The sequence below is a fragment of the Amycolatopsis sp. NPDC043889 genome (assembly GCF_056435645.1).
The window spans coordinates 81,334-104,940 of record NZ_JBWKEC010000015.1 but is presented as its reverse complement, the minus strand read 5'-3'; the positions used below and the strand labels follow the sequence as shown (position 1 = coordinate 104,940).

18 protein-coding genes are annotated in these 23,607 nt (G+C 68.8%); 12 read left to right on the top strand and 6 right to left on the bottom strand.

The annotated features are described in order from the left end of the window. The first annotated feature begins 61 nt into the window (after positions 1-61). The gene (locus AC0685_RS25695) at positions 62-1,669 is read left to right on the top strand and encodes a CehA/McbA family metallohydrolase domain-containing protein (protein WP_478227844.1); all 1,608 of its coding nucleotides are present in this window, start codon (positions 62-64) and stop codon (positions 1,667-1,669) included. Positions 1,670-1,924: 255 nt separating this feature from the next. On the opposite strand, the gene AC0685_RS25690 is transcribed toward AC0685_RS25695, so the two are convergent. The 4 genes from AC0685_RS25690 to AC0685_RS25675 all read right to left on the bottom strand — a co-directional run bounded on the left by AC0685_RS25690 (position 1,925) and on the right by AC0685_RS25675 (position 6,168). Further along, positions 1,925-2,749 (bottom strand): aldo/keto reductase, encoded by an 825-nt coding sequence (locus AC0685_RS25690; RefSeq protein WP_478227843.1) that lies wholly within the window; start codon positions 2,747-2,749, stop codon positions 1,925-1,927. Between the two features lie 26 nt (positions 2,750-2,775). After that, on the bottom strand, positions 2,776-3,903 hold the full coding sequence (locus AC0685_RS25685) for a sensor histidine kinase (RefSeq protein ID WP_478227842.1): 1,128 nt from the start codon (positions 3,901-3,903) through the stop codon (positions 2,776-2,778). Further along, positions 3,900-4,577, bottom strand: coding sequence for a response regulator transcription factor (locus AC0685_RS25680; protein WP_007033550.1), 678 nt, complete (start codon positions 4,575-4,577; stop codon positions 3,900-3,902). The genes AC0685_RS25685 and AC0685_RS25680 overlap by 4 nt, the downstream gene beginning before the upstream one ends. 109 nt (positions 4,578-4,686) lie before the next feature. Continuing rightward, the gene (locus AC0685_RS25675) at positions 4,687-6,168 is read right to left on the bottom strand and encodes a PucR family transcriptional regulator (protein ID WP_478227841.1); all 1,482 of its coding nucleotides are present in this window, start codon (positions 6,166-6,168) and stop codon (positions 4,687-4,689) included. A 111-nt stretch (positions 6,169-6,279) separates the two neighbouring features. Between AC0685_RS25675 and AC0685_RS25670 the strand changes: the two genes are divergently transcribed. The 5 genes from AC0685_RS25670 (at position 6,280) to AC0685_RS25650 (ending at position 13,284) form a co-directional block, all read left to right on the top strand. Beyond that, positions 6,280-7,731 carry a sodium:solute symporter family protein gene (locus AC0685_RS25670; protein WP_478227840.1) on the top strand — a complete coding sequence of 484 codons (1,452 nt, stop codon included), beginning with the start codon at positions 6,280-6,282 and terminating at the stop codon, positions 7,729-7,731. A gap of 21 nt (positions 7,732-7,752) precedes the next feature. Next, positions 7,753-8,706 (top strand): agmatinase, encoded by a 954-nt coding sequence (gene speB, locus AC0685_RS25665; protein ID WP_478227839.1) that lies wholly within the window; start codon positions 7,753-7,755, stop codon positions 8,704-8,706. Further along, a complete protein-coding gene (locus AC0685_RS25660; RefSeq protein ID WP_478227838.1) occupies positions 8,703-10,358 on the top strand; it encodes a thiamine pyrophosphate-binding protein in 1,656 nt (551 codons plus the stop codon). Before speB ends, AC0685_RS25660 begins: the two co-directional genes overlap by 4 nt. After that, positions 10,355-11,761 carry an aminobutyraldehyde dehydrogenase gene (locus AC0685_RS25655; RefSeq protein WP_478227837.1) on the top strand — a complete coding sequence of 469 codons (1,407 nt, stop codon included), beginning with the start codon at positions 10,355-10,357 and terminating at the stop codon, positions 11,759-11,761. Before AC0685_RS25660 ends, AC0685_RS25655 begins: the two co-directional genes overlap by 4 nt. 80 nt (positions 11,762-11,841) lie before the next feature. Then, positions 11,842-13,284 (top strand): purine-cytosine permease family protein, encoded by a 1,443-nt coding sequence (locus AC0685_RS25650; protein ID WP_478227836.1) that lies wholly within the window; start codon positions 11,842-11,844, stop codon positions 13,282-13,284. A 140-nt stretch (positions 13,285-13,424) separates the two neighbouring features. On the opposite strand, the gene AC0685_RS25645 is transcribed toward AC0685_RS25650, so the two are convergent. Continuing rightward, on the bottom strand, positions 13,425-14,240 hold the full coding sequence (locus AC0685_RS25645; protein ID WP_478227835.1) for an oxidoreductase: 816 nt from the start codon (positions 14,238-14,240) through the stop codon (positions 13,425-13,427). A 91-nt stretch (positions 14,241-14,331) separates the two neighbouring features. On the opposite strand from AC0685_RS25645, the gene AC0685_RS25640 reads away from it, so the two are divergent. Both AC0685_RS25640 and AC0685_RS25635 read left to right on the top strand, forming a co-directional pair. Next, positions 14,332-14,859, top strand: coding sequence for a TetR/AcrR family transcriptional regulator (locus tag AC0685_RS25640; RefSeq protein ID WP_478227834.1), 528 nt, complete (start codon positions 14,332-14,334; stop codon positions 14,857-14,859). 73 nt (positions 14,860-14,932) lie between these two features. After that, entirely contained in the window at positions 14,933-15,385 is a 453-nt protein-coding gene (locus AC0685_RS25635) for a DJ-1/PfpI family protein (protein ID WP_478227833.1), read from the top strand. A 464-nt stretch (positions 15,386-15,849) separates the two neighbouring features. On the opposite strand, the gene dxs is transcribed toward AC0685_RS25635, so the two are convergent. Then, entirely contained in the window at positions 15,850-17,754 is a 1,905-nt protein-coding gene (gene dxs / locus AC0685_RS25630) for a 1-deoxy-D-xylulose-5-phosphate synthase (RefSeq protein ID WP_478227832.1), read from the bottom strand. Between the two features lie 216 nt (positions 17,755-17,970). On the opposite strand from dxs, the gene AC0685_RS25625 reads away from it, so the two are divergent. From AC0685_RS25625 to AC0685_RS25610, 4 genes are all read left to right on the top strand, one after another. Further along, the gene (locus AC0685_RS25625) at positions 17,971-19,455 is read left to right on the top strand and encodes an aldehyde dehydrogenase family protein (protein WP_478227831.1); all 1,485 of its coding nucleotides are present in this window, start codon (positions 17,971-17,973) and stop codon (positions 19,453-19,455) included. 17 nt (positions 19,456-19,472) lie between these two features. Next, entirely contained in the window at positions 19,473-20,984 is a 1,512-nt protein-coding gene (locus AC0685_RS25620) for an APC family permease (protein WP_478227830.1), read from the top strand. Then, a complete protein-coding gene (locus tag AC0685_RS25615) occupies positions 20,981-22,534 on the top strand; it encodes a GMC family oxidoreductase (protein WP_478227829.1) in 1,554 nt (517 codons plus the stop codon). Before AC0685_RS25620 ends, AC0685_RS25615 begins: the two co-directional genes overlap by 4 nt. Before the next feature lie 230 nt (positions 22,535-22,764). Next, positions 22,765-23,307 carry a DUF1062 domain-containing protein gene (locus tag AC0685_RS25610; protein ID WP_478227828.1) on the top strand — a complete coding sequence of 181 codons (543 nt, stop codon included), beginning with the start codon at positions 22,765-22,767 and terminating at the stop codon, positions 23,305-23,307. The last annotated feature ends 300 nt before the right edge of the window (positions 23,308-23,607 follow it).

Here is a 23,607-nt window from a genome sequence, read left to right as displayed (position 1 = left end):
GGCGCGGTTCATTCGCCGTCCGGACACCGCCCGTTCAGCGAGGCTCTTTAGCGTGCCGCCGGTGAACAGCGAAAAACCCGGCGTCGACCGCCGCGGATTCCTCAAGCGCGCCGGCCTCGTGTCCGCGGCGGCCGCGGGCGCCCCGCTCGCCGCCACCGCCCCGGCGGAAGCCCTCGACCTCGGCCTCGATCTCGACATCGATGTCAACCTGCTCTTCGGCCGGGACCGCTACCGGTGGCTGGTGGGCGATCACCACATCCACACGCAGTACTCCTACGACGCGATGTACACAGTGGACGGAATCGCCGACGGCGCCCGCCGTCACGGGGCGGACTGGGCGGTGATCACCGATCACGGCCACGCCGCGCACGAGAAGTCGTCGGTGGAGCGCACGGACGCCGCGATCCGGGCGGCGCAGCGCGAGCACCCCGATCTCCTGCTGTGGCAGGGCATGGAGTGGAACGTGCCGGGCGCCGAGCACGCGACGCTGTTCTTCCAGGCGGGTGCGAACCAGGCCGCGAAACTGCGTGAGTTCGAGCGCGCCTTCGACTGGCGGCTGACCGGGACCGAGCCGGGCACTCCGGACAACGAGGCGCTGGCCGTCGCGGCGATCCGCTGGCTCGCCGCCGAAGAGCGGGCCCGCCGGATCCACGCGCCGGTGGTGGTGATCAACCATCCGCTGCGCAACGGCCGGATCGCCCCGCACGAGCTCCGCGCGCTGCGCGACGCCGCGCCCGGGATCGTCATCGGCATGGAAGGCGCGCCGGGCGCCCAGGCCGACGGCTTTCCGAAACCGCTCGGGAGCGGTGGTGGCGCGCGCGGCGGTTACGGCAACTCTCCCGGTTCGAACTCGTGGCCGGGCTTCCCGGAGTCGGCCTACCGCACCTACGGCGGCTTCGACTGGAGCACCGCGACCGTCGGCGGCCTGTGGGATTCGCTCCTGGCCGAAGGAAAGCCGTGGTGGATCACCAGCAACTCCGACTCGCACTACAACCGCGGCGACACCCACGTCCGGCCCGGCGTCCCGGACGGGTACTACGACGAGCACGGCGCCTACCCGGACCCGATCGACACCGGCGTCCCGCAGACTCTGCCTCCGTACGCGGACTTCGCGCCCGCTGAGTTCAGCCGAACCGTCGTCGGCGTGTCACGCCGAAGCCACGAAGGCGTGTTGGAGGGCCTGCGCGCGGGACGCGTCTGGGTGGTGCACGGCGGGCTCGCGCAGGAACTGGAGTTCGGCGCGTACAGCGGCTGGAGCTCGGCGACGATGGGCGGCAGGCTGCGGGTCCGGCGCGGATCCGACGTCACGGTCGTCGTCTCGGCGAAGCTGGCCGCCCGGCCGAACGGCGGCGGCACGATCCCCCGGCTCGCGCGGCTCGACCTCGTTTCGGGACCGGTGACCGGCCCGGCCGCCGACCGGGACACCCAGACCGCCCCGGGAACGCGGGTCGTGCGGTCCTTCGAACCGCGTTGGGCACCGGGGCGCCGGGTGGCCTTCCGGCACACCTTCCGCAACGTGCGTGAGCCGTTCTTCGTACGCCCGCGCGGCACCGACGGCAAGAAGCACGTGCCCGGCGGGATCGAGCCGAGCGCCGACGTGATCGGGCAGTCGAACCCGTTCGAAGACCTGTGGCTGTACGGGAACCCGATCTTCGTGGACGTGCGGTAAGCACACGGTCCCGCGAACCAGCAGACCCGAGGATGAAGGGGACTTTCCCCTCATGGCATGCCCGGAATATCCCCTTCACCTCGCTGTCCGATTAATGCCTATATGCACGGTTTCTTCTGGGGTCGTGAGTGGCAATGAGGGTTAGAACCCTCATTGCCACTCACGACCTACGCGCGAAGCTACGCGAAATACCCAAAACGGGCACTTCAATCCCAGAAATCGTCCTTTATGGACAGTCCAGAACGCGCCGAAACCCTAGGCGCCCAGCTTGTCCGGGTCCGGCCCCAGCCGCTTCCCCTGCTCCAGCGTCGCGATCGCGGCGCCGTCGTGGGCGTCGAGCGCGAAGTCGAAGACGTCCATGTTCTCCTTGATCCGTTCCGGCGTGACCGACTTCGGGATCACCAGGTGGTTCATCTCGACGTGCCAGCGGAGCACGATCTGCGCCGGAGTCTTGCCGTGCTTCTCCGCGATCGTGGTGATCTTCTCGTCGGCGAGCAGGTCCCCGCCGCGCGCCAGCGGACCCCAGGCCTCGGTGACGATCTCGTGCTTCTCGTGGAAGTCCCGCAGCAACGGCTGCTGCAGCCACGGGTGGCATTCGATCTGGTTCACCGCCGGGACGATCCCGGTCTCTTCGATCAGCCGCTCCAGATGCGGGATCTGGAAGTTCGAGACGCCGATCGCCTTCGCCCGGCCGTCGGAGGCGATCTTTTCCAGCGCCCGCCACGTTTCCACGTACTTGTCCTGCGCGGGCAGCGGCCAGTGGATCAGGTACAGATCGACATACTCGAGACCGAGTTCGCTCAGACTCGTGTCGAAGGCACGCAACGCCGAGTCGTAGCCGTGCTCGGTGTTCCACAGTTTCGTGGTGACGAACAGTTCCTCGCGGGGCAGCCCGCTGGTGCGAACGGCCTCGCCGACTCCGCGTTCGTTGGCGTACAGGGTCGCCGTGTCGATGGCCCGGTAACCCGCCCCGATGGCGGTACGGACCGCGTCCACGACCTCGTCGTCGCCGATCTTGTACACCCCGAACCCGAGTTGCGGGAGGGACGTTCCGTTGTTCAGCCGAATGCTGGGGACCATGCTTGAACCGTAACCCCAGCCGGGGGTCAAGGCAGAGCGGGCAGGTGCACGGTCACCGAAAGACCGCCGCCCACAACGGGTTCCGCGGACACCGTGCCGCCGTGCGCCTGGACCGCGGCCCGCACGATCGAAAGCCCCAGCCCGGCACCGGTGCGGGCGGTCCTGGCGACGCCGGCGCGGCGGAACGGTTCGAACAGTTCGGGGACCGCGGCCGGGTCGAGCAAACCGCCGGACGACCGCACCCGCAGCACTGACCACTGTGGACCCGCCTGCGTGACGACGTCCAGCCAGCCGCCGTCGATGTTGTGCCTTACGGCGTTCTCCAGCAGGTTTCCCGCGATCCGCTCCAGCAGCGCGGGATCGCCGAACGTCGGCGCTCCCTGGGTCGCGAATTCGGTACGGATGCCGCGCTTTTCGGCTTCGGTGCGCACCGCGCGCCACGCGCTCGCGACGATCACCGCCAGATCGACCGGCTCCCTGGCCACCAGTCCCGCGCCGTCGGTGCGCGCGAGCAGCAGCAGCGAACCGACCAGCCGCTCGGCCCGCTCGGTCGCGTCGCGGACCACACCCGCCATCCGGCGTAATTCGGCTTCGTCCGCGTGCTCGTCGGCCAGGGTGACGTCGAGTTCGGTGCGGATGACCGCGAGCGGTGTCCGCAGTTCGTGGCTGGCGTTGGCGACGAAATGCCGTTGCGCGTCGAACGCGGCCTGCAGCCGGTCGAGCATGTCGTCGAAGGTCTCGGCCAGTTCGGCGAGTTCGTCCTTCGTGCGGACCTCACCGATCCGCTCCCCCATCGATTCGATCGACAGGCGCCGCGCGGTACCGGTGATCTCGCGCAGCGGTCGCAGGACCCGCGCGGTGAACGTCCACGCGAGGATCCCCGCCGCCAGCACGACGAAACAGAACGCGACCGCGCCGAAGAGCAGCACCCGGTTCCTGGCGTACGCCCGCAGATGCTCGGTGACCGCGGAAGCGTCGACGTCGACGCCGTCGACCCGCACCGTGGTGCCCGGCGGCAGCTGCGGGACGGCGGAAACCGCGTCGCCGACCAGGTTCCAGGTCAGCCAGAGCAACAGGAGGCTGACCAGTGCCACCAGCCCGGTCGCGAGCAGCGTGACCCGCGCGCGCAGGCTGCGGGCACCGGACAGGTTCACCCGCGTGCGGTCCCCTGCTCCGGCACCCGGTAGCCGGAGCCGACGACGGTCTCGATGATGCCCGGCTCGCCGAGCTTCTTGCGCAGTGTCATCACGGTGACCCGGACGGTGGTGGTGAACGGGTCTGCGTTCTCGTCCCACACGCGTTCGAGCAGTTCTTCGCTGCTGACCACCGAACCGGCGGCCGACAGCAGCACCTCCAGGACGCCGAACTCCTTGCGGGTCAGCTCGACCGGACCGCTCGCGCGGCGGACGGTCCGCCTCGCCGGGTCCAGTTCGACGTCGCCCGAAGTCAGCAGCGGCGGCGCGGCCGGGGTCGCGCGGCGGCCGAGCGCCCGCACGCGCGCGACGAGTTCGGGGAAGGCGAACGGCTTGGCGAGATAGTCGTCGGCGCCGAGGGAAAGCCCGTCGACGCGGTCCGAAACGGAACTGCTCGCGGTGAGCATCAGGACACGGGTCAGCTCGCCGGACGCGACGATCTCGCGGCACAGGTCGTCACCGGACATCCCGGGCAGGTCGCGGTCGAGCAGCACGACGTCGTACCGGGTGACGGCGGCCTTCTCGTGCCCGTCGTCCCCGGTGAGCGCGATGTCCACCGCCATGCCCTCGCGCCGCAGGCCGCGTGCGATCGCGTCGGCGAGGGGTTCTTCGTCTTCGACTACCAGAATTCGCACGACCCTACGTTGCCACACATTCCTGAGAGTGACCTTATTGGACTCGTGAGTGGTAAGGACGGTTCTAACCGTCCTTACCACTCACGAACCCCATGACCACCCGCCCCCTTCACATCCACCTCAGCGCGAACCACAGCCGCATCCGGATCTCCGGATCCGCCAGGTCCACCCCCAGCGCCCGTTCGATCTGACCGATCCGGTGCCGGACGCTGTTGCGGTGCACGCCGAGTTCGGCGGCCGTCCGGTCCCAGCCGCCGTGGTGCGCGAGCCAGCTTCGCAGCGTCCCGACCAGTTCGCGGCCCCCCTTCCGGTCGAGTTCGCGCAGCGGCGCCAGCGTCTGGGCGGCGAACCCGGCCGCGGCGCCCGGATCGATCAGGGCGTCCAGCCCCGCAGTACCTTCCGCCACGATGGGCCGTTCCAGCGCGGCTGCCCGCGTCAGCAGTAACTCGATTTCGCCCGCCGCTTCGGGAAGCCGTCCGGGCGGGACGGGCGAGCCCACGACCGCGAGCCAGCCGTCGGCGCGGAGCCGGTCGAGGTCGCCGATTTCAGGCGCCTCGCGGACGATCGCGGTGAACCGCGGCCCCGGCCGCAACCGGACGAGCGGGGTGTCGAGCCGGGCGCGCAGCCAGTCGTAGCGGGCGGCGACCTCGTTCGGCCCGCGGCGGTAAGCGATCCCCGCGACCAGACGGCGTTCGTCCCCGCCGATCACGTCGGTCTCGCCCAGCAGCAACGCCGTGGCGGTGGCGCCCAGACCGGCCGCGTCCGAACCCGCGCGGCCCACCAGCCCGAGCAGCGCCGCCCCGACCGACAGGATCGAGCGGTCCGCCCCGTCGAACCGCGCGACGCGGCCGACCACGACCAGATGCGACGCCGTCGCCTGCGGGTACACCGGCTGCGCGACGACGTGGGTGCCGTCGGCCAGTTCCGTGGTCGCGCTGCGGATCCCCCGGCCCGTCCGGAGCGTGGCGAGGAGCTCCCGGACTTCCGCGGGCAGCGGCGACGGTGCCCCGTGGTCCGCGGCCAGGACGTCGCCGACGCCGACCAGCGCCACCCAGGCCCCGAGCCGTCCGGCCAGCGCGCCGGCCAGTTCACCGAGTCCGTCACCGGCCGCCCTGGTCAGCGCCTCGCGCGCGACCGCGATCCGCCGCTGTTCCCGCTGCCCCGCCTCCGCCAGCGCGACCGACACCGCCCGGCTGATCGCGAGGAACGGTGTCCGCGGCTGGACGACCAGCAGCGGGAGCCCGTGCCGGGCACACGCCGTCCGCAGTGGCGGCGGCAGCGTCTCGTAGGCGCCCGGAGTGAGCCCGAACCCCAGCGCGGAGATCCCGCTTTCGGCGAGCCGCCGGACGTAGCGGTCGATCTCGGCCGGTTCCACCGGCAGGTTCACCCCGGCGGTGAGCAGGAGTTCCGCCCCGAGCAGGTACGGCGCGGGATCCAGCAGCTCGCTGACGTGCGCCCAGCGCACCGGGGCGTCGAGCGCACCCGGCCGCAGGGTCTCCAAGACCGGGTCGACCGCCAGTTCCGGGTTGCCGACCACGGCCCGTAACGGGACATTCACATCCGAGTCGAACGGATCGCGGCCTTGGGTCATTTCATCCTCGCTCACACCGGAGTTCGGATGGATCATCCCATGTCGTTCAAGCCGCTAACGAACCTACGGTGACCCGAACGAAGCGAACAGCCCCAAGTCAAGGAGGACACCGTGGCCGGTGACTACGCGGTGATCGCGCTCTACATAGCGGGCATGATCGGGGTCGGCTGGTTCGGGCTGCGGCTCGCCAAGACCAAATCCGACTACCTCGTCGCGGGCCGCCGTCTCGGCTGGTTCATGTACTCGGGCACGATGTCCGCGGTCGTCCTCGGCGGCGCTTCGACGGTCGGCGGGGTGAAGCTCGGCTACACCTACGGCATCTCCGGCGCCTGGCTCGTGATCGCGATCGGCGTCGGCATCCTGGTCCTCCACACCCTGTTCGCGCGGCGGCTGGTGAAACTGCGGGTCTACACCGTCGGCGAAATGCTCGACCTGCGCTACGGCGGCTCCACCAGCACCATCTCCGGTGTCGTCATGTGGGGCTACACGCTGATGCTGACCGTCACCTCGACGCTGGCGTTCGCCACCATCTTCAAGGTCCTCTTCAACGTGCCGAGCTGGGCGGGTATCGCCATCGGCGGCTCGATCGTGGTGCTCTACTCGGTGCTGGGCGGCATGTGGTCGATCACGCTGACCGACATCGTCCAGTTCGTCATCAAGACCATCGGCATCCTGCTGATCCTGCTGCCGGTCTCGATCGTCTCGGCGGGCGGTTTCGACGGGATGGCCGCGCGGCTGGACGAGAGCTACTTCGAACTGACCGCCATCGGCGGCGACACGATCTTCACCTACTTCCTCATCTACAGCTTCGGGCTGCTGATCGGACAGGACATCTGGCAGCGCGTGTTCACCGCGCGGACGCCGGGCATCGCGACCGGCGGCGGCGTCATCTCCGGCGTCTACTGCCTGGTCTACGGTCTCGCCGGCGCGCTGATCGGCACCGCGGCCAAGACGCTGTACCCGAACCTCACCAGCGCGCAGGACGCGTTCGCGACCATCGTCGAGGACCAGCTGCCCGCCGGGGTCCGCGGGCTGGTGCTCGCCGCGGCGCTCTCGGCGATGATGTCGACCGCGAGCGGCGCGCTCATCGCGTGCTCGACGGTCAGCACCTCGGACCTGCTTTCCAAACTGGGCCTCAAAAAGGCCGTCAACGAGGTCACCAGGAACCGGGTCACCACCCTGGTCCTCGGCATCGCCGCGATCGGCATCGCGATGATCGTGGACGACGTCGTCAACGCGCTGACCATCGCCTACGACATCCTCGTCGGCGGCCTGCTGGTCGCGATCATCGGCGGACTGGCCTGGAAACGCGGTACCCGTCAGGGCGCGCTCGCGTCGATGGTCGTCGGCACCGTCGTCGTCATCACGTTCATGTTCGTCGACGGCGTCGAGGCCAACAGCCCGATCTACTGGGGCCTCGGGTCCAGCCTCGCGGTGTACCTGCTGGTCAGCTTCCTCACCCCGCGTACCTCGGACGAGATCCTCACCGTGTGGACCCGCCGCCTGAACGGCAGCGCGGCCGCCGAAGAAGAAGAGGCGGAACTCGCCGCTTCGCAGTCCTGAAAACCATTCGAAGGAGACACAGTGCCTGAGCAGACCCCGATCGGACCCGTCGACTCTTCGAGGGTGCCCCGGTTCGCCGGTTTCGCGACCTTCGCGAGGCTGCCGCGGATCGATCAGGTCGAGCATGCCGACGTCGCCGTCGTCGGGGTGCCGTTCGACGCCGGGGTGTCCTACCGTCCCGGCGCGCGGTTCGGCCCCGCGGCGCTCCGTGAGGCCAGCCGGCTCCTTCGCCCGTACCACCCGGAACTCGACGTTTCCCCGTTCGCCGCGACCCAGGTGGTCGACGCCGGCGACATCGCGCTCAACCCGTTCGACATCGGCGAGGCGATCGAGACGCTGCAGAGCGAGGCCGAGGCGCTGACCGCGGACGGGACGCGGCTGGTGACCGTCGGCGGCGACCACACGATCGCGCTGCCGCTGCTGCGGGCGGCGGCGAAGAAGCACGGACCGGTGGCGCTGCTGCACTTCGACGCGCACCTCGACACCTGGGACACCTACTTCGGCGAGCCGTACACCCACGGCACCCCGTTCCGGCGGGCGTCCGAGGAAGGCCTCCTCGACACCGAAGCGCTGTCCCACGTCGGCACGCGCGGCCCGCTGTACGGCAAGCGGGATCTGGAAGAGGACCGCCGCCTCGGATTCGGCATCGTCACCTCCGGCGACGTCATGCGCCGCGGGGTCGCCGAGACCGTCGACGCGCTGCGCCAGCGCATCGGTGGCCGCCCGCTCTACATCTCGGTCGACATCGACGTGCTCGACCCGGCGCACGCGCCGGGCACCGGGACCCCCGAAGCGGGCGGCATGACCAGCCGCGAACTGCTGGAGATCCTGCGCGGGCTACGGGACTGCAACCTCATCGGAGCCGATGTGGTGGAGCTGGCCCCGGCTTACGATCATGCCGAGATCACCGCCATCGCGGCTTCCCACGTCGCCTACGACCTGGTGAGCCTGCTCAGTTTGGGGAAGGGCGCATGACCAGCACTGAACGGATAGGCGGCGACGTAGTCGTCGAAATCCTGCACGCGCTCGGCGCGGACACCGTCTTCGGCCTGCCGGGCCAGCACGCGCTCGGGCTGTTCGAAGCGTTGCGGCGCACCGAGGACCTGCGCGTCATCAGCTCACGGGTGGAGAACAACCTGGCGTTCGCGGCCGACGGGTACGCCCGTGCCCGGCTCGCGGCGGATCCCGAAGGCCCGGTCCCGGTGACCCCGATGATCGTGTCGACCGGCCCCGGCGCGTTGCTGACTTTGGCTTCCCTGCAGGAATCCCGCGCGGCGTCGGTCCCGGTGCTCGGGATCTCCAGCCAGATCCCGGTGGCCGGGCTCGGCGGCGGGCGGCACGGGTATCTGCACGAACTGCCCGACCAGCAGGCCAGTTTCCGCGACGTGGTGAAGTCGGTGCACGTGGTGCGCACCGTCAGCCAGATCCCGACGGCGTTGCGCGAAGCATGGGAATCGGCGGCGACCGCGCCGTACGGCCCGGTGTGGGTCGAGATCCCGCAGGATATCCTGCTGGCACCGGCGGACCTGCCGCGGATCACGTCGGTGACGGCACGGCCCGCACCGCTCGAACCGTTGCCGGAGCTCGTCACCGAAGCCGCGAATCTCCTTGGCGCGGCGAAGAATCCGGTGATCCTCGCCGGTGGCGGCGCCCTGCGCTCGGGCGCGCAGGCCGAGCTGAAGGCGCTCGCCGAGGCACTGCGCGCGCCGGTGCTGTCGACGTTCGGCGGCAAGGGCGTCTTCGGCTGGGACCATGAACTGTCCGGCCAGTCGTGGCTCGAAGACTGGCACAGCACGGAGTTCCTCTCGGCCGCGGATGTGCTGCTGGTACTGGGTTCCGGGCTCGGCGAGCTGTCCAGCAATTACCGCGAATTCGCCCCGCGCGGCCGGGTGATCCAGATCGAGGCCGATCTCGGGAAGCTGGAGTCGAACTACCCGGCGCTGGGCGTCCACGCCGACGTCCGCCTCGCCCTGCAAGGACTTCTGGAGCAGGTGCCCTTCCGCCAGAGTGACGGCGTCGCCGAGAAGGCGGTCGCGGATCTGCTGGCCAAGGTGCGCGAACGCCTCGACGGCCAGCCCCTCGAAACCGAGCGCAAGCTGATCGACGACATCCGTGCCGCGGTCCCCGAAGGCACACAGACGTTCTGGGACATGACGATCGCGGCCTACTGGGCCTGGTCGGCGTGGAATCCCGAGGGCGCGCCGATCCACACCGCGCAGGGCGCGGGCGGGCTCGGCTACGGCCTGCCCGGCGCGCTCGGCGGCGCGGCGGCGACCGGCGGCCCGGCGCTCGCGGTCTCCGGTGACGGTGGCGCGATGTACGGCGTCGCGGAACTGGCCACGGCGGTCCAGCACGGGTTGGCCGTCACGTGGCTCGTCATCGACGACGGCGGCTACGGCATCCTGCGCGAGTACCTGACCGGCGCGTTCGGCCAGTCCACGGCCACCGAGCTCGCGCGGCCCGATTTCGCCGCGCTGGCACAGTCCTTCGGCGTCCCGGCCACTGTGTCCTCTTTGGACACCATCGGGAAGGACCTGGCCGACGCGCTGGGCACGCCCGGTCCGTCGATGGTCGTCCTCCCCGCCCTCCTGAAGATGTTCGAGCCGACCCACCTGGAGAAGAAATGACTCAGGTCCTGAATTTCGTCGACGGCGCCGAGGTACCGGCTTCGGGCTCGCGGACGCTCGACCTGGTCGACCCCGCCACCGGCGAGGTCTTCGGCACCAGCGTCCTCTCCGAACAGTCCGATGTGGACGCCGCGCTGGCCGCCGCGGAACGGGCGTTCAAGGTGTGGCGCAAGAGCACCCCCGCTCAGCGCCAGCTCGCACTGCTGAAGATCGCCGACGCGGTGGAGGCCCGCGCCGAGGAGTTCGCCGACCTCGAAATCCGCGAGACCGGCAAGATCCGGTCCGTCGTGCTGGACGAGGAGATTCCGGAGTGCGTCAGCGCGCTGCGGTTCTTCGCGGGTGCGGCGCGGCAGCTCGAAGGCACCGCGTCCGGTGAGTACCTGCCAGGGCACACGTCCGCGATCCGTCGCGAGCCGGTCGGCGTCTGCGCGCAGATCGCGCCCTGGAACTACCCGCTGATGATGGGTGTCTGGAAGATCGCCCCGGCGCTGGCCGCGGGCAACACCGTCGTGCTGAAGCCCGCGGAGACCACGCCGTCGACGGCCGTGCTGCTGGCGAAGGTCGCGGCGGAGTTCCTGCCGCAGGGCGCTTTCAACGTGCTGTGCGGCGACCGCGACACCGGCCGCGCACTGGTGAAGCATCCGATCACCGAGCTCGTGTCGATCACCGGGTCGACCCGCGCCGGTATCGACGTCGCGACCGTCGCGGCGGCCGACCTCAAGCGCACGCACCTCGAACTCGGCGGCAACGCGCCGCTATTGGTCTTCGGCGACGTGAACCTCGCCGAAGCGGCCGAGGGCATCGTCGGCGCGGCGTTCTACAACGCCGGGCAGGACTGCACGGCGGGCAGCCGGGTGCTGGTGGACGCGGCGATCCACGACGAGTTCGTCGCGGAGCTGACCAAGGCCGCCGCCGCGCAGACGCCCGGTGAGGAGTTCGGCCCGCTCAACAGCGAGGCGCAGTTCGGGCGGGTCCGCGGGCTCGTCGAGCGGCTGCCGTCGCACGCTCGCGTGGAGACCGGCGGAGTGCCCGCCGGCGACCGCGGTTTCTTCTTCTCCCCCACCGTGATCTCGGGCCTGAAACAGGACGACGAGATCGTGCGGGAGGAGATCTTCGGCCCCGTGATCACCGTCCAGTCCTTTGTGGACGAGGACGAGGCGGTGCGCCTGGCCAACGGCGTCCCGTACGGGCTTGCGTCGTCGATCTGGACCAACGACCTGGCACGCGCGACCCGCGTTTCGGGCGAACTCGACTTCGGCTGCGTCTGGGTCAACACCCACGGGCCGCTGGTCTCGGAAATGCCCCATGGCGGCTTCGGGCACTCGGGCCACGGGAAGGACCTCTCGTCCTACTCCTTCGCCGAGTACACCCGCGTCAAGCACGTCATGACCCGCTTCGCCTGACCGCGTTTCGTCCTCTGAATGCGGTAGTTGCGTGTGCAAGGACCGCATTCAGAGGACGAAACGCGTATTTGGAGGTCCCCATGGGTGACAAGGTCACCGAAGTCGAGCAGCATGGCATCGCGCCGATCCCGACGGAGGAACAGACGTCGCGTCCGCGCGACCTGTTCCGGATGGCGTTCGGCGGTGCGAACACCTTCGCCACCATCATCCTCGGGACCCTCCCGATCGCCTTCGGCCTGAGCTTCTGGGCGGCGGTGGCGGCCACCGTCGCGGGCGTGGTCGTCGGCGCGCTCGTGCTCTCGCCGATGTCGTTGTTCGGCCCGCTCACCCGGACCAACAACGCCGTCTCCTCCGGCGCGCACTTCGGCGTCGTCGGCCGCTGTGTCGGCTCCTTCCTCTCCCTGCTGACGGCGATCACGTTCTTCGCCATCTCGGTCTGGGTGAGCGGCGACGCCGTCGCCGGTGCGGCACAACGGCTTTTCGGCTTCGACGGCGGCGAAGTGCTTCGCGGTGTCGCGTACGGCGTCATCGCGATCGCCACGCTGGTGGTGTGCATCTACGGCTACCGGTTCATGCTGCTGGTGAACCGGGTCGCCGTGGTGCTGGGCACGGCGATCATGCTGCTCGGGATCGTGGCCTACGGCGGCACGTTCGACCCCGGGTTCGCCGGCACCGGCACCTACGCGCTCGGGGACTTCTGGCCGACCTGGATCCTCGCCGCGCTCACCACGATGGCGAACCCGATCTCGTTCGGCGCCTTCCTCGGCGACTGGACGCGCTACATCCCCGCGCGCCACAGCCGCCGTTCCCTGCTGGCCGCGCCGTTCCTGGCTCAGGTGGCGACCCTGCTGCCGTTCGGGTTCGGCATCGCCACCGCGACCCTCGTCGCCGATCCGGCCGACTACATCACCGGCCTGACCGCGATCTCCCCGCTCTGGTACGCGATCCCGCTGATCGTGGTCGCGCTGATCGGCGGCCTGTCCACCGGCACGACGTCGCTCTACGGGACCGGGCTGGACTTCAGCTCGATCTTCGTGAAGCTGAGCCGGGTACAGGCGACGCTGCTGATCGGCTCGCTCAGTGTGGTGTTCATCTTCGTCGGCAATTTCGTGCTGGACATGGTCTCCAGCATCAACGCCTTCGCCACGCTGATCGTGCTGTGCACGTCGCCGTGGATGGTGATCATGATGATCGGTTTCGTGCTGCGGCGCGGGTTCTACGACCCGGACGATCTCCAGGTGTTCAACCAGGGCCGCAAGGGCGGCCGCTACTGGTTCACCCGCGGGGTGAACTGGCGCGCGATGGCCGCGTGGATCCCGGCGACGACGCTGGGCCTGCTGACCGCCAACACCCCGATGATCGCCGGGCCGTTCAAGGACATCGCGGGCGGCGTCGACATCAGCATGGTGGTGACGCTGTGCACGGCGGCGATCGCGTACCCCGTGCTGGTGAAGATCTTCCCCGAACCGCGGGAGGTCTACTCGTACGCGGAGCCCGTCGCGGAACCGGCCGTCGCGGTCTAGGACGGGTCGCCCGAACCGCCAGGTAGGCACGTCGGGCGAGGGCACGCGCCCTCGTTTTTTCGGCCGGAGGCCTCGGATTTGCGGAGGCGGGCCGGAGGTTCGGCTACGCAAATCCGAAAGCGCGCTTTGAATGGCACCGTCTAAGCGAAGCGGCGCAGCGCCCCGAGGAACAGCGCGTCGAAGGCACGGTCCGGGAGCACCCGGCGCACGAACAGGATCGGCTTCGCCCCGAATCCGGCGGCGTAGCGGGTCTTCGGGCGCCGGGCCCGGACGGCCTTCAGGATGACGTCGGCGATCACCTTGGGGTGGGAACCGCGCGCGGCCTGATCGAAGAACTTCGCCAGCGCCTTGGCCTGTGGCGCGTACGCGGTGTCGCCCGAGGTCTTCATCAGGTTCTCGATGGCGATGCCGCCCCATTCGGTTTTGATGGCGCCGGGTTCGACCACCACGACGTCGATGCCGAACGGCTTCAGTTCCAGCCGCAGTGAGTCGCTGAGACCTTCGACCGCGAACTTGGTCGAGTGGTACCAGCCGCCGAGCGGTTCGTAGATCTTGCCGCCGATCGACGAGACGTTCACGATCTTGCCGGACCCCTGGGCACGCATATGCGGCGTGGCCAGCTGGACGAGCCGCGCGAGCCCGAACAGGTTGACCTCGAACTGGTACTTCCCTTCCGAGAGCGGGACATCCTCGAAGGCGCCGTAGGAGCCGTAGCCCGCGTTGTTGACCAAGACGTCGATGCGGCCGGACTCCTCGATGATCCGCTCGATCCCCGCGACCATCGACGCGTCGTCGGTGACGTCCATTTCGAGGATCTTGATACCGCGTTCGGCCAGCCCCGCCATCCGCTCGACGCGCCTCGCGGCGCCGTAGACCGTGTAGCCCGCTTCGTGCAGTGCGAGCGCCGTGGCTTCGCCGATGCCCGCGGAAGCGCCCGTGACCAGTGCGACCTTCATATCCCTCTCCTAACTAACCGGTTGGTTGCCAACTCAGGCTGCCACGAGTCCGGGCTAGCTGTCAACCAACCAGTTAGTTAGAGTGGGTCACATGGTCAGGGACAAGGAAGCGACCAAGCGGAAACTGCTGGACGCGGCGACGACGGAGTTCGCAACGTACGGCATCGCCGGTGCCAGGGTGGATCGCATCGCGAAGAACGCGGGCGCGAACAAGGCGCTGATCTACGCCTACTTCTGCAGCAAGGAAGAGCTTTTCGAGAAGGTCGTGCAGGAGCAGGTGGACCTCGCCATCCGGACCCTCACGATCACCCCCGAGGACCTGCCCGGCTACGCGGGAAAGCTGTTCGACCGCTACCTCGAACGTCCCCAGCTCCTCCGGCTCATGGGCTGGCTTCGCCTGGAGAACGGCTTCGACGCGATGCCGGAAGCCGAGGTCAGGGCGCACGCGGACAAGGTCGCCGCGATCCGGGAGGCGCAACGTTCGGGCACCGTGCCGGACCACTTCGACGCCGAGGAACTACTGAGCCTCGTCGTGCACCTGTCGATCCTCGGGTTCTCCTCCCCCACCGCGACCCGCGACCTCGTCGTCCGCGCGGTCAGCCGGATCGTGGGAACCTGAGCCGCTTTTCGCGCGACCACTGGGTATGCAGCGCCGAACTTTCCTGCGTGCTTCAGCCTTGTCCGCCGGTCTGGTGGGCGTTACCGCCCCCGACGCGTCCGCCGCTGCCCCGTTACGGGTGCAGATCCTGCTGTTCGACGGCGTGGAGGAACAGGATTTCATCGCGCCCGTCGAAGTTCTGGGCCTGGCTGGGAAGCTCACCGGTGGCGCTGTCGTCACCTCGCTCGTGAGCGCGGGACGGCCCGGATCCGCGAAATGCACCTATGGCACTGTCGTCGAGGTGCCGCGCGGATGGTCGCCTGGTGAGGCCGACGTCCTCGTGGTGCCCGGCGGCGGCTACACCGACCGGAACGGGCCTGGAGTGCACCGGCTCAACGCCGATCAGGGCTTCCTGCGGCGCCTCACCGCGTCGCGGGCGCTACCCGTCGGGATCTGTACCGGCACGATGGTGCTTTCCGCCGCCGGCCTGACGAAGGGCCGCAACGCGACGACACACAACGGCGCGAAGGCGGACCTGGCCGCGTGAGTGAGGGTGTGTGGAAATAGGGACGTTGAGTGTCCCTGTTTCCACACACCCCTCCAGATCTGGTCGTCACCAGGACCGTCTCGCTGCACTGTGTGGATTTTTGGTCATCTAACGACCCAAAATCCACACGGTCATCGGCCGTACCCGCGAAACGACCCGAATCACTCACGAGCCCGGTCGCCACCCCGTGCTCGCGCGATGACGCGGCTCACGGTCGCCTGGTTCACCAGGGCGTACTTGGCGATCTCACGCTGGGGCATCCCTGCAACGAAAAGCTCGCACATCAAGTCATTTCGCTGACGTGTCCGAGTTGCGATCTCATCCGCCGCCAGCTGAAGCCGTCGAATCGTGTCCTTCATTCGAACATGATGCATCAAGCATCAACAGGCACTGGCCTGACACGCGTGCCATGAAAGGTCCTTTCCTTGCAAATTTTGCAAGGAAAGGACCTTTCATAGCGCTTGTCAGCGGCGAGTGTCCTCCGGCGCCGGCGTCCGGCTCGCCAGCTTCGCCGACCACTCGGTCACCCGCCGCGCCACATCCTGCGCGGTGAGCCCGACGCGGGCCAGCACCTCCTCACGCGAACCGTGGTCATGGAACACCTGCGGCACCGCGAGATCGCGCAGCGGCACATCGCATTCGGCGTCGCGGAACAGCGCGGCCAGCGCGGAGCCGAAGCCACCGTGCCGCCCGCTGTCCTCGACGGTCACGACGAGCTTGTGCTGCTCGGCCAGCGCCACCAGTTCGGCCGGGGCCGGGACGACCCAACGCGGGTCCACCACGGTCACGCCGATGCCCTGGTCGGCCAGCCGGTCCGCGGCGGCGAGCCCGAGCATCGCGAACGCGCCCACCGCGACGAGCAGGACGTCCGCTTCACCGGCGGGCTTGCGCAGCACGTCCACGGTGCCGACGCGCTCGACGGCGGGCACCGAGTCGATCACGCCGCCCTTGGAGAACCGCAGCGCCGTCGGCCCGTCCTCGACCGCGACGGCCTCCCGCAGTTCCTCGCGCAGCGTTCCGGCGTCACGCGGCGCGGCGACCCGCATCCCGGGCACCATGCCCAGCAGCGAAAGGTCCCACATGCCGTGGTGGCTGGGGCCGTCCGGACCGGTGATGCCCGCGCGGTCCAGCACCAGCGTCACCGGCTGGCGGTGCAGCGCGACGTCCATCAGGACCTGGTCGAACGCCCGGTTCAGGAAGGTCGAGTACACGGCGACCACGGGGTGCTTGCCACCCATCGCGAGACCGGCGGCCGAGGTCACCGCGTGCTGCTCGGCGATCCCGACGTCGTACCAGCGGTCGGGGTACGCCTCGGCGAACTTGTGCAGCCCGGTCGAGCGCAGCATGGCCGCGGTGATCGCGACGACGTCTTCACGGTCGGCGCCGATCTTCACCAGTTCGTCGGCGAAGACCCCGGTCCAGCTCGGGCCCTTGACCGGCGGCAGGCCGGTTTCCGGGTCGATCGGATCGGTCTGGTGCATCTGGTCGGCCTGGTTGGTCACGGCGGGCTCGTAGCCGTGCCCCTTCTCGGTGACCACGTGGACGATGACCGCGCCGCCGAAGTCGCGGGCGCTCTGGAACGCCTTCTCCAGCGCGACGAGGTCGTGCCCGTCGACCGGGCCGAGGTACTTGAGGCCGAGGTCGGAGAACATCATCTGCGGGCTCAGCGCGTCCTTCAGTCCCGCCTTCGCCGCGTGCAGCGCCGCGTAGATCGGCTTGCCGACGACGGGCGTATGCCGCAGCAGTTCCTTGCCGCGGTCCAGGACGCGCTCGTAGCCCGGCTTGAGCCGCAGCGACGCGAGGTGGTCCGCGACGCCGCCGATGGTCGGCGAGTACGAGCGGCCGTTGTCGTTGATGACGATGACGACCGGGCGGCGCGGGTTCGCGGCGATGTTGTTGAGCGCCTCCCAGCACATGCCGCCGGTCAGCGCGCCGTCGCCGACGACGGCGATCGCGTGCCTGCCGCCCCCGCCGAGTTCGAACGCCTTCGCCAGACCGTCCACATAGGACAACGCGGTCGACGCGTGGCTGTTCTCGACGAGGTCGTGCTCGCTCTCGCAGCGCGCCGGGTAGCCGGTGAGGCCGCCGAGCTGGCGCAGCTTGCCGAAGCCGTCATGACGACCGGTGACGATCTTGTGCACGTACGCCTGATGACCGACGTCCCACACGATGGCGTCGTCCGGCGAGTCGAAGACCCGGTGCAGCGCCATGGTCAGCTCGACCACACCCAGGTTCGGGCCGAGGTGACCACCGGCGAGCCGCACCTTTTCGACGAGGAAGTCCCGGATCTCCGCGGCCAGCTCACCGAGCTGATCCTGGTTCATCCGCTTCAAGTCGGCCGGTCCGTGCACGGACTCGAGCAACGTCACTCTCCCACCTCGCCTGGTTCCTCTTCCGCCGTTCCGACCAGTCTACGGAGGGCGCCTGAGAGTCTTCCGTCCGCCGCGTCACGGGTCACATGTCAGAAAATCACCACTCGACACCCGACGGTGTGAACATGGTCTCTTTTGCCAAGTAGCGGTCACGTCGGGTGGCCGCGATAATCGCTGATCGACGGTTGAGCAGGAGCCGGTTCGGAGGGCTTGATGGCGGACTTTTTCATCGGTGGCGAGTGGGTCGACGCGGTCGGCGGTGGTCGCCGGGAAATCCGCTGCCCCGCGGACGGGTCGCTGGTCGCGGAAGTCGCCGAAGGCACCCGTGAAGACACCGAAGCGGCCATCGCCGCCGCGAGGAAGGCGTTCGACACCGGCCCGTGGCCGCAGACGCCCGCCCCACAGCGCGGTGACCTGCTGTTGAAGGCCGCCGACCTGCTCGACCGGGACGCCGCGGCCTTCGCCCGCGCCGAATCGCTCGACACCGGGAAACGGCTGGTCGAGAGCGAATACGACATGGCCGACATCGCCGCGTGCCTGCGCTACTTCGGCAAGCTCGCCGCGAACGACGCGGGCCGCGTTGTCGACACCGGCAACCCCGACGCGTTCAGCCGGATCGTGCACGAGCCGGTCGGCGTCTGCGGGCTGATCACGCCGTGGAACTACCCGCTCCTGCAGACCATCTGGAAGGTCGCCCCCGCGCTCGCGGCGGGCAACACGTTCGTCCTCAAGCCCAGCGAGCTGACCCCGCACACCTCGATCATGCTGATGAAGCTGCTGACCGAGGCCGGACTCCCCGGCGGCGTCGCGAACCTGGTGCTCGGCGCCGGCGCGCAGGCCGGGGCACCGCTGTCCGAGCATCCGGACGTCGACCTCGTGTCGTTCACCGGCGGCCTCGCGACCGGCAAGATCATCGCCGCCTCCGCGGCCGCGACCGTCAAGAAGGTCGCGCTGGAGCTGGGCGGCAAGAACCCGAACGTCGTGTTCGCCGACTCGGACTTCGAGACCGCCGTCGATTACGCGCTGACCGCGGTGTTCCTGCACTCCGGGCAGGTCTGCTCGGCGGGCGCGCGGCTGATCGTCCAAGAGGAATGGCATGACCGGTTCGTCGACGAACTCGTCCGCCGCGCCGAACTGATCCGACTGGGTGGACCTTTCGACCCGAAGGCTGAAACCGGTCCGCTGATCTCGGCCGCCCATCTGGAAAAGATCGAACGCTACGTCGCCGCGGCACTGGAAGAGGGCGCCGTCCTGCGCACCGGCGGCAAACGCCCCGACGATCGCAAGCTCGCGAAGGGGCATTACTACCTGCCGACCATCCTCGACAACGTGAAGCAGGGCAGCAGCGCCGTCGTCGACGAATCGTTCGGCCCGGTGCTCACCGTCGAGACCTTCACCGACGAGGACGACGCCGTCCGCATCGCCAACGACACCCACTACGGCCTCGCCGGCGCGGTGTTCACCTCGGACGCCTCCCGCGCGCAGCGGGTCGCGAACCGGCTGCGGCACGGCACGATCTGGATCAACGACTTCCACCCCTATCTGCCGCAGGCGGAGTGGGGCGGCTACAAGCAGTCCGGTTTCGGGCGCGAACTCGGCCCGACCGGACTCGCCGAGTACACGGAGGCGAAGCACATCTATCAGAACCTCCGGCCTGCTCCACAGCGCTGGTTCTCCGGGGAGCCCGCGTCCAACTAAAGAGGGGAAAATTGCCGATGAGCACTCCTTCCGATGACGGCCTGGCCGGTTTCGGCTACAAACAGGAACTCGAAAGAACCCTCGGCAACTTCCACACCTTCGCCGCCGGGATCAGCTACATCTCGATCCTGACGGGCACCTTCCAGCTGTTCTACTTCGGTTTCAGTTTCGGCGGCCCCGCGTACTGGTGGTCGTGGCCGATGGTGTTCGTCGGCCAGCTGATGGTCGCGCTGTCGTTCGCCGAACTGGCCGCGCACTATCCGGTCGCCGGCTCGATCTACAACTGGTCGAAACGGCTCGGCAGCCCGCACGTCGCGTGGCTGGCCGGGTGGATGATGCTGACCGCGTCGATCGTCACCATCGCCGCGGTCGCGCTGGCCTATCAGATCACGCTCCCCCAGATCTCGTCGTTCTTCTCGTTCTCCGGCGACAGCGCGGTGAACGCGGTCATCCTCGGCACGGTCCTGATCCTGTTCACCACGCTGGTGAACGCATGGGGCGTCAAGCTGATGGCGCGGATCAACAGCGCCGGCGTGTTCATCGAACTGGTCGCCGCGGTCCTGCTGATCGTGGCGCTCGCGGTGAACATCACGCGGGGCCCCGAGGTCGTCATGCAGACCAACAACACCGGCGCCGACCAGCCGTGGGGCTACTTCGGCGCCTTCCTGGTCGCCTCGCTCGCGTCGACCTACGTCATGTACGGCTTCGACACCGCCAGCTCGCTCGGCGAGGAAAGCCACGACCCGCGCAAGAACGCGCCCAAGGCGATCCTGCGCGCGCTGATCGCGTCGTTCGTCATCGGCGGGCTCATCCTGATCCTCGCGCTGATGGCCGTCGGCGACATCAACAACCCGGAGATCGCCACCGGCGGCCTTCAGTTCATCGTGCTCGACGTGCTGGGCAGCACCATCGGCACGATCTTCCTGCTGGCGGTGGTCATCGCGATCACCGTGTGCAACCTGGCCGTGCAGTCGGCGTCGATCCGGATGATGTTCGCGATGGGCCGCGACAACAACCTGCCCGCCGGGAAGCATCTGGCGCGGGTGTCGCCGAAGACGAAGACGCCGGTGATCCCCGCGATCGTCTCCGGGGTCATCGCGGTCTTCATCCTGGTGGTGAACGTCGGCCAGCCGCAGATCTTCACGGTGATCACCAGTATCGGCATCATCATGATCTACCTGGCGTACCTGCTGGTCACCGTTCCGATGCTGGTCAAACGCCTGCGCGGGCAGTGGCCGCCGCCGAAGGTGGCGGGCGCCAAGTACTTCTCGCTCGGCAAACTGGGGCTGCCGGTCAACATCCTCGGTGTGCTGTGGGGCGGCGCGATCGTGGTGAACCTGGCGTGGCCGCGACGCGAGGTCTACAACGCGACCGAGCCGTATCACTGGTACCTCGAATGGGGGGCCGTGCTGTTCGTCGGCGCGGTGGCGGTCGTCGGTTTCGCGTATTACTGGTTCGTCCTGCGGCACAAGAGCGGCGTCCTGGCCGATCACGCCGCGGAAGCACTTCCCGAGGAGGCAGCACAGTGACCGGAGAGTTCGACTACATCGTCGTCGGCGGCGGGACGGCGGGTTCGGTGGTCGCGGCGAGACTCTCGGAAGACCCGGACGTCACCGTGGCGCTCCTGGAAGCCGGACCGTCCGATGTGGACGATCCGGCGGTACTGGAACTGACGAAGTGGATGGCACTGCTGGAATCCGGCTACGACTGGGACTACCTGGTCGAACCGCAGGAGTCCGGCAACTCCTTCCTGCGCCACGCCCGCGCGCGGGTGCTCGGCGGCTGCTCATCGCACAACTCGTGCATCGCCTTCTGGGCGCCGGCCGAAGACCTCGACGACTGGGCGTCGCTCGGCCTGCCCGGGTGGTCTTCGAAGGACATTTTCCCCCTGTACAAGCGTCTTGAGACCAACGACGGACCCGGCGACCACCACGGCCGCTCCGGTCCGGTGACCATCCGCTCGGTGCCGCCGAACGACCCGACCGGCGTCGCGCTGCTGCAGGCCTGTGAGCAGGCGGGTATCCCGAGGACGGAGTTCAACTCGGGCAAGACCGTGACGCACGGGGCGAACTGGTTCCAGATCAACGCGCGTGAGGACGGCACACGCTCGTCGGCGTCGGTGTCGTATCTGCACCCGATCATCGGCAAGCGGCCGAACCTGGAGGTCATCACCGGCGCCCGCGTCCGGCGGCTGCTGTTCGACGGCAAACGCTGCACCGGCGCGGAATACCTGGCCGACGACCTGATCCACGGCGTTCCGCTGCGGGCACGGCGGGAGGTCATCCTGTCCTCCGGCGCGATCGACACCCCGAAACTCCTGATGCTGTCGGGGATCGGCCCCGCCGAGCACCTGCGCGAGGTCGGGTTGGAGGTTCTGGTGGACTCCCCCGGCGTCGGCGAGAACCTGCAGGATCACCCCGAAGGCGTCATCCAGTGGGACGCGCTGCAGCCGATGACGACCGAGTCCACGCAATGGTGGGAGATCGGCATCTTCACCACCACCGAGGAAGGTCTCGACCGGCCGGACCTGATGTTCCACTACGGCTCGGTGCCGTTCGACATGAACACCCTCCGGCAGGGATATCCCACCACGGAGAACGGCTTCTGCCTGACCCCGAACGTCACCCGCTCACGGTCGACCGGGACGGTGCGGCTTCGCAGCCGCGACTACCGGGACAAGCCGAAGGTGGACCCGCGGTACTTCACCGACGAGCACGACATGCGCGTGATGACCTACGGCATCAAACTGGCCCGCAAGATCGCCGAGCAGCCCGCGCTGGACGAATGGGCGGGCACGGAACTGGCGCCCGGCAAGGATGTCAAGACCGACGACGAGATCGCGGACTACCTGCGCAAGACGCACAACACGGTCTATCACCCCTCGTGCACCGCGAAAATGGGCGGCGACGACGACCCGATGGCCGTGCTGGACGCGCGTCTGCGAGTGCGGGGTGTCGAAGGCCTGCGGGTCGCCGACGGTTCGGCGATGCCGTTCCTGGTCGCGGTGAACCCGTGCATCACGACGATGGCGATCGGTGAGCGGTGCGCGGACATGCTGAAGGAGGACACGCGCTCCTAGCTTCACGCTGAAGGCCCCCTCCGTGCTGGAGGGGGCCTTTGTCGTGCCCGGAAAACCGGTGGAGCGGCCTCTCCCGGGCCATTACCGTGCTGCCGGACCACGTCGTCGAGCCGAGGGCCTGCCGTTGTACACCCTGTGAGACCTCCCGAGCGCTGATTTCGTCGCGCGTCGCGCTTTGGCGCCGCGCTTCCTTTTGCTGCGGATTTCTCACTGGAACGGGTGTACTTCCCATGCTCGAAAACTGGGTGGTCGTTCCCACCTGCCTGCCTGTCGTCCTCCGCCGTTGCCGCTCTTGCCCGTCCGGACGCTTCCGGGCGAACGGCAAATTCCGCGTCAACGCCCACCACAAACTCCTCGACGTCTGGCTTCTCGTGCTCTGCGCCGGATGCGGGGACACCGCGAAGCTCACGATCCTGGAGCGCGTGAACGTGCGTTCCGTGCGGCCTGACCTGCTGGACCGGCTACACGAGAACGACCTCGTCCTGGCGGCGGAACTGCTCCAGGATCCCGCTGTGCGGCGCCGGAACCGCATCGCCCTCGATTGGGAGGGCGCCTGGCGCCTCGACACCGACCCCTCGGGTGTGCCGGACTTTCGCGACGTCTCGGTTCGCTTCGCGGCCCGGATCCCGGTCCGGCCGGTGCGGCTGATCGCCGAAGGGTGCGGTCTTTCGCGGGGCGAGGTCGAGAGGCTGATCGATGAGGGGCAGGTGGTTTCGGGGGTGCGGTTGACCGGGAAAGTGTCCGGGGACTTCACTTTTACACTGAAGCGCTGACCACTCACGAGCACCTGCGCCAAACTGGCGGTTTCGCGTGACTGGACGGACGACAACCGTGATTGGATGGCGAACTCGCGTGATTGTCGTCCGTCCAGTCACGCGCTCGGCCGCCCTGGCCGACAGGAGCCGGCCGCGCCCCTGAGTGTCCACCAAGAACACTTTTCGCTGACTCAATGTCCGAGTGATGCCGGAGGGGCGATTTCGCGAGGGGGTCGTGGGGGGGGGGGTGGGGGGGGGGGGGGGGGGAGAAACCCACCACCCCCCCCCCCCCCCCCCACCACACCAGGCGCCCCCCCC

Coding starts and splice junctions, on each gene's coding strand:
- AC0685_RS25690 (WP_478227843.1), bottom strand. CDS start 2,749: ATGGTCCCCAGCATTCGGCTGAACAACGGAACGTCCCTCCCGCAACTC.
- AC0685_RS25675 (WP_478227841.1), bottom strand. CDS start 6,168: ATGACCCAAGGCCGCGATCCGTTCGACTCGGATGTGAATGTCCCGTTA.
- AC0685_RS25660 (WP_478227838.1), top strand. CDS start 8,703: ATGACCAGCACTGAACGGATAGGCGGCGACGTAGTCGTCGAAATCCTG.
- AC0685_RS25655 (WP_478227837.1), top strand. CDS start 10,355: ATGACTCAGGTCCTGAATTTCGTCGACGGCGCCGAGGTACCGGCTTCG.
- AC0685_RS25650 (WP_478227836.1), top strand. CDS start 11,842: ATGGGTGACAAGGTCACCGAAGTCGAGCAGCATGGCATCGCGCCGATC.
- AC0685_RS25645 (WP_478227835.1), bottom strand. CDS start 14,240: ATGAAGGTCGCACTGGTCACGGGCGCTTCCGCGGGCATCGGCGAAGCC.
- AC0685_RS25640 (WP_478227834.1), top strand. CDS start 14,332: ATGGTCAGGGACAAGGAAGCGACCAAGCGGAAACTGCTGGACGCGGCG.
- AC0685_RS25625 (WP_478227831.1), top strand. CDS start 17,971: ATGGCGGACTTTTTCATCGGTGGCGAGTGGGTCGACGCGGTCGGCGGT.
- AC0685_RS25620 (WP_478227830.1), top strand. CDS start 19,473: ATGAGCACTCCTTCCGATGACGGCCTGGCCGGTTTCGGCTACAAACAG.
- AC0685_RS25610 (WP_478227828.1), top strand. CDS start 22,765: ATGCTCGAAAACTGGGTGGTCGTTCCCACCTGCCTGCCTGTCGTCCTC.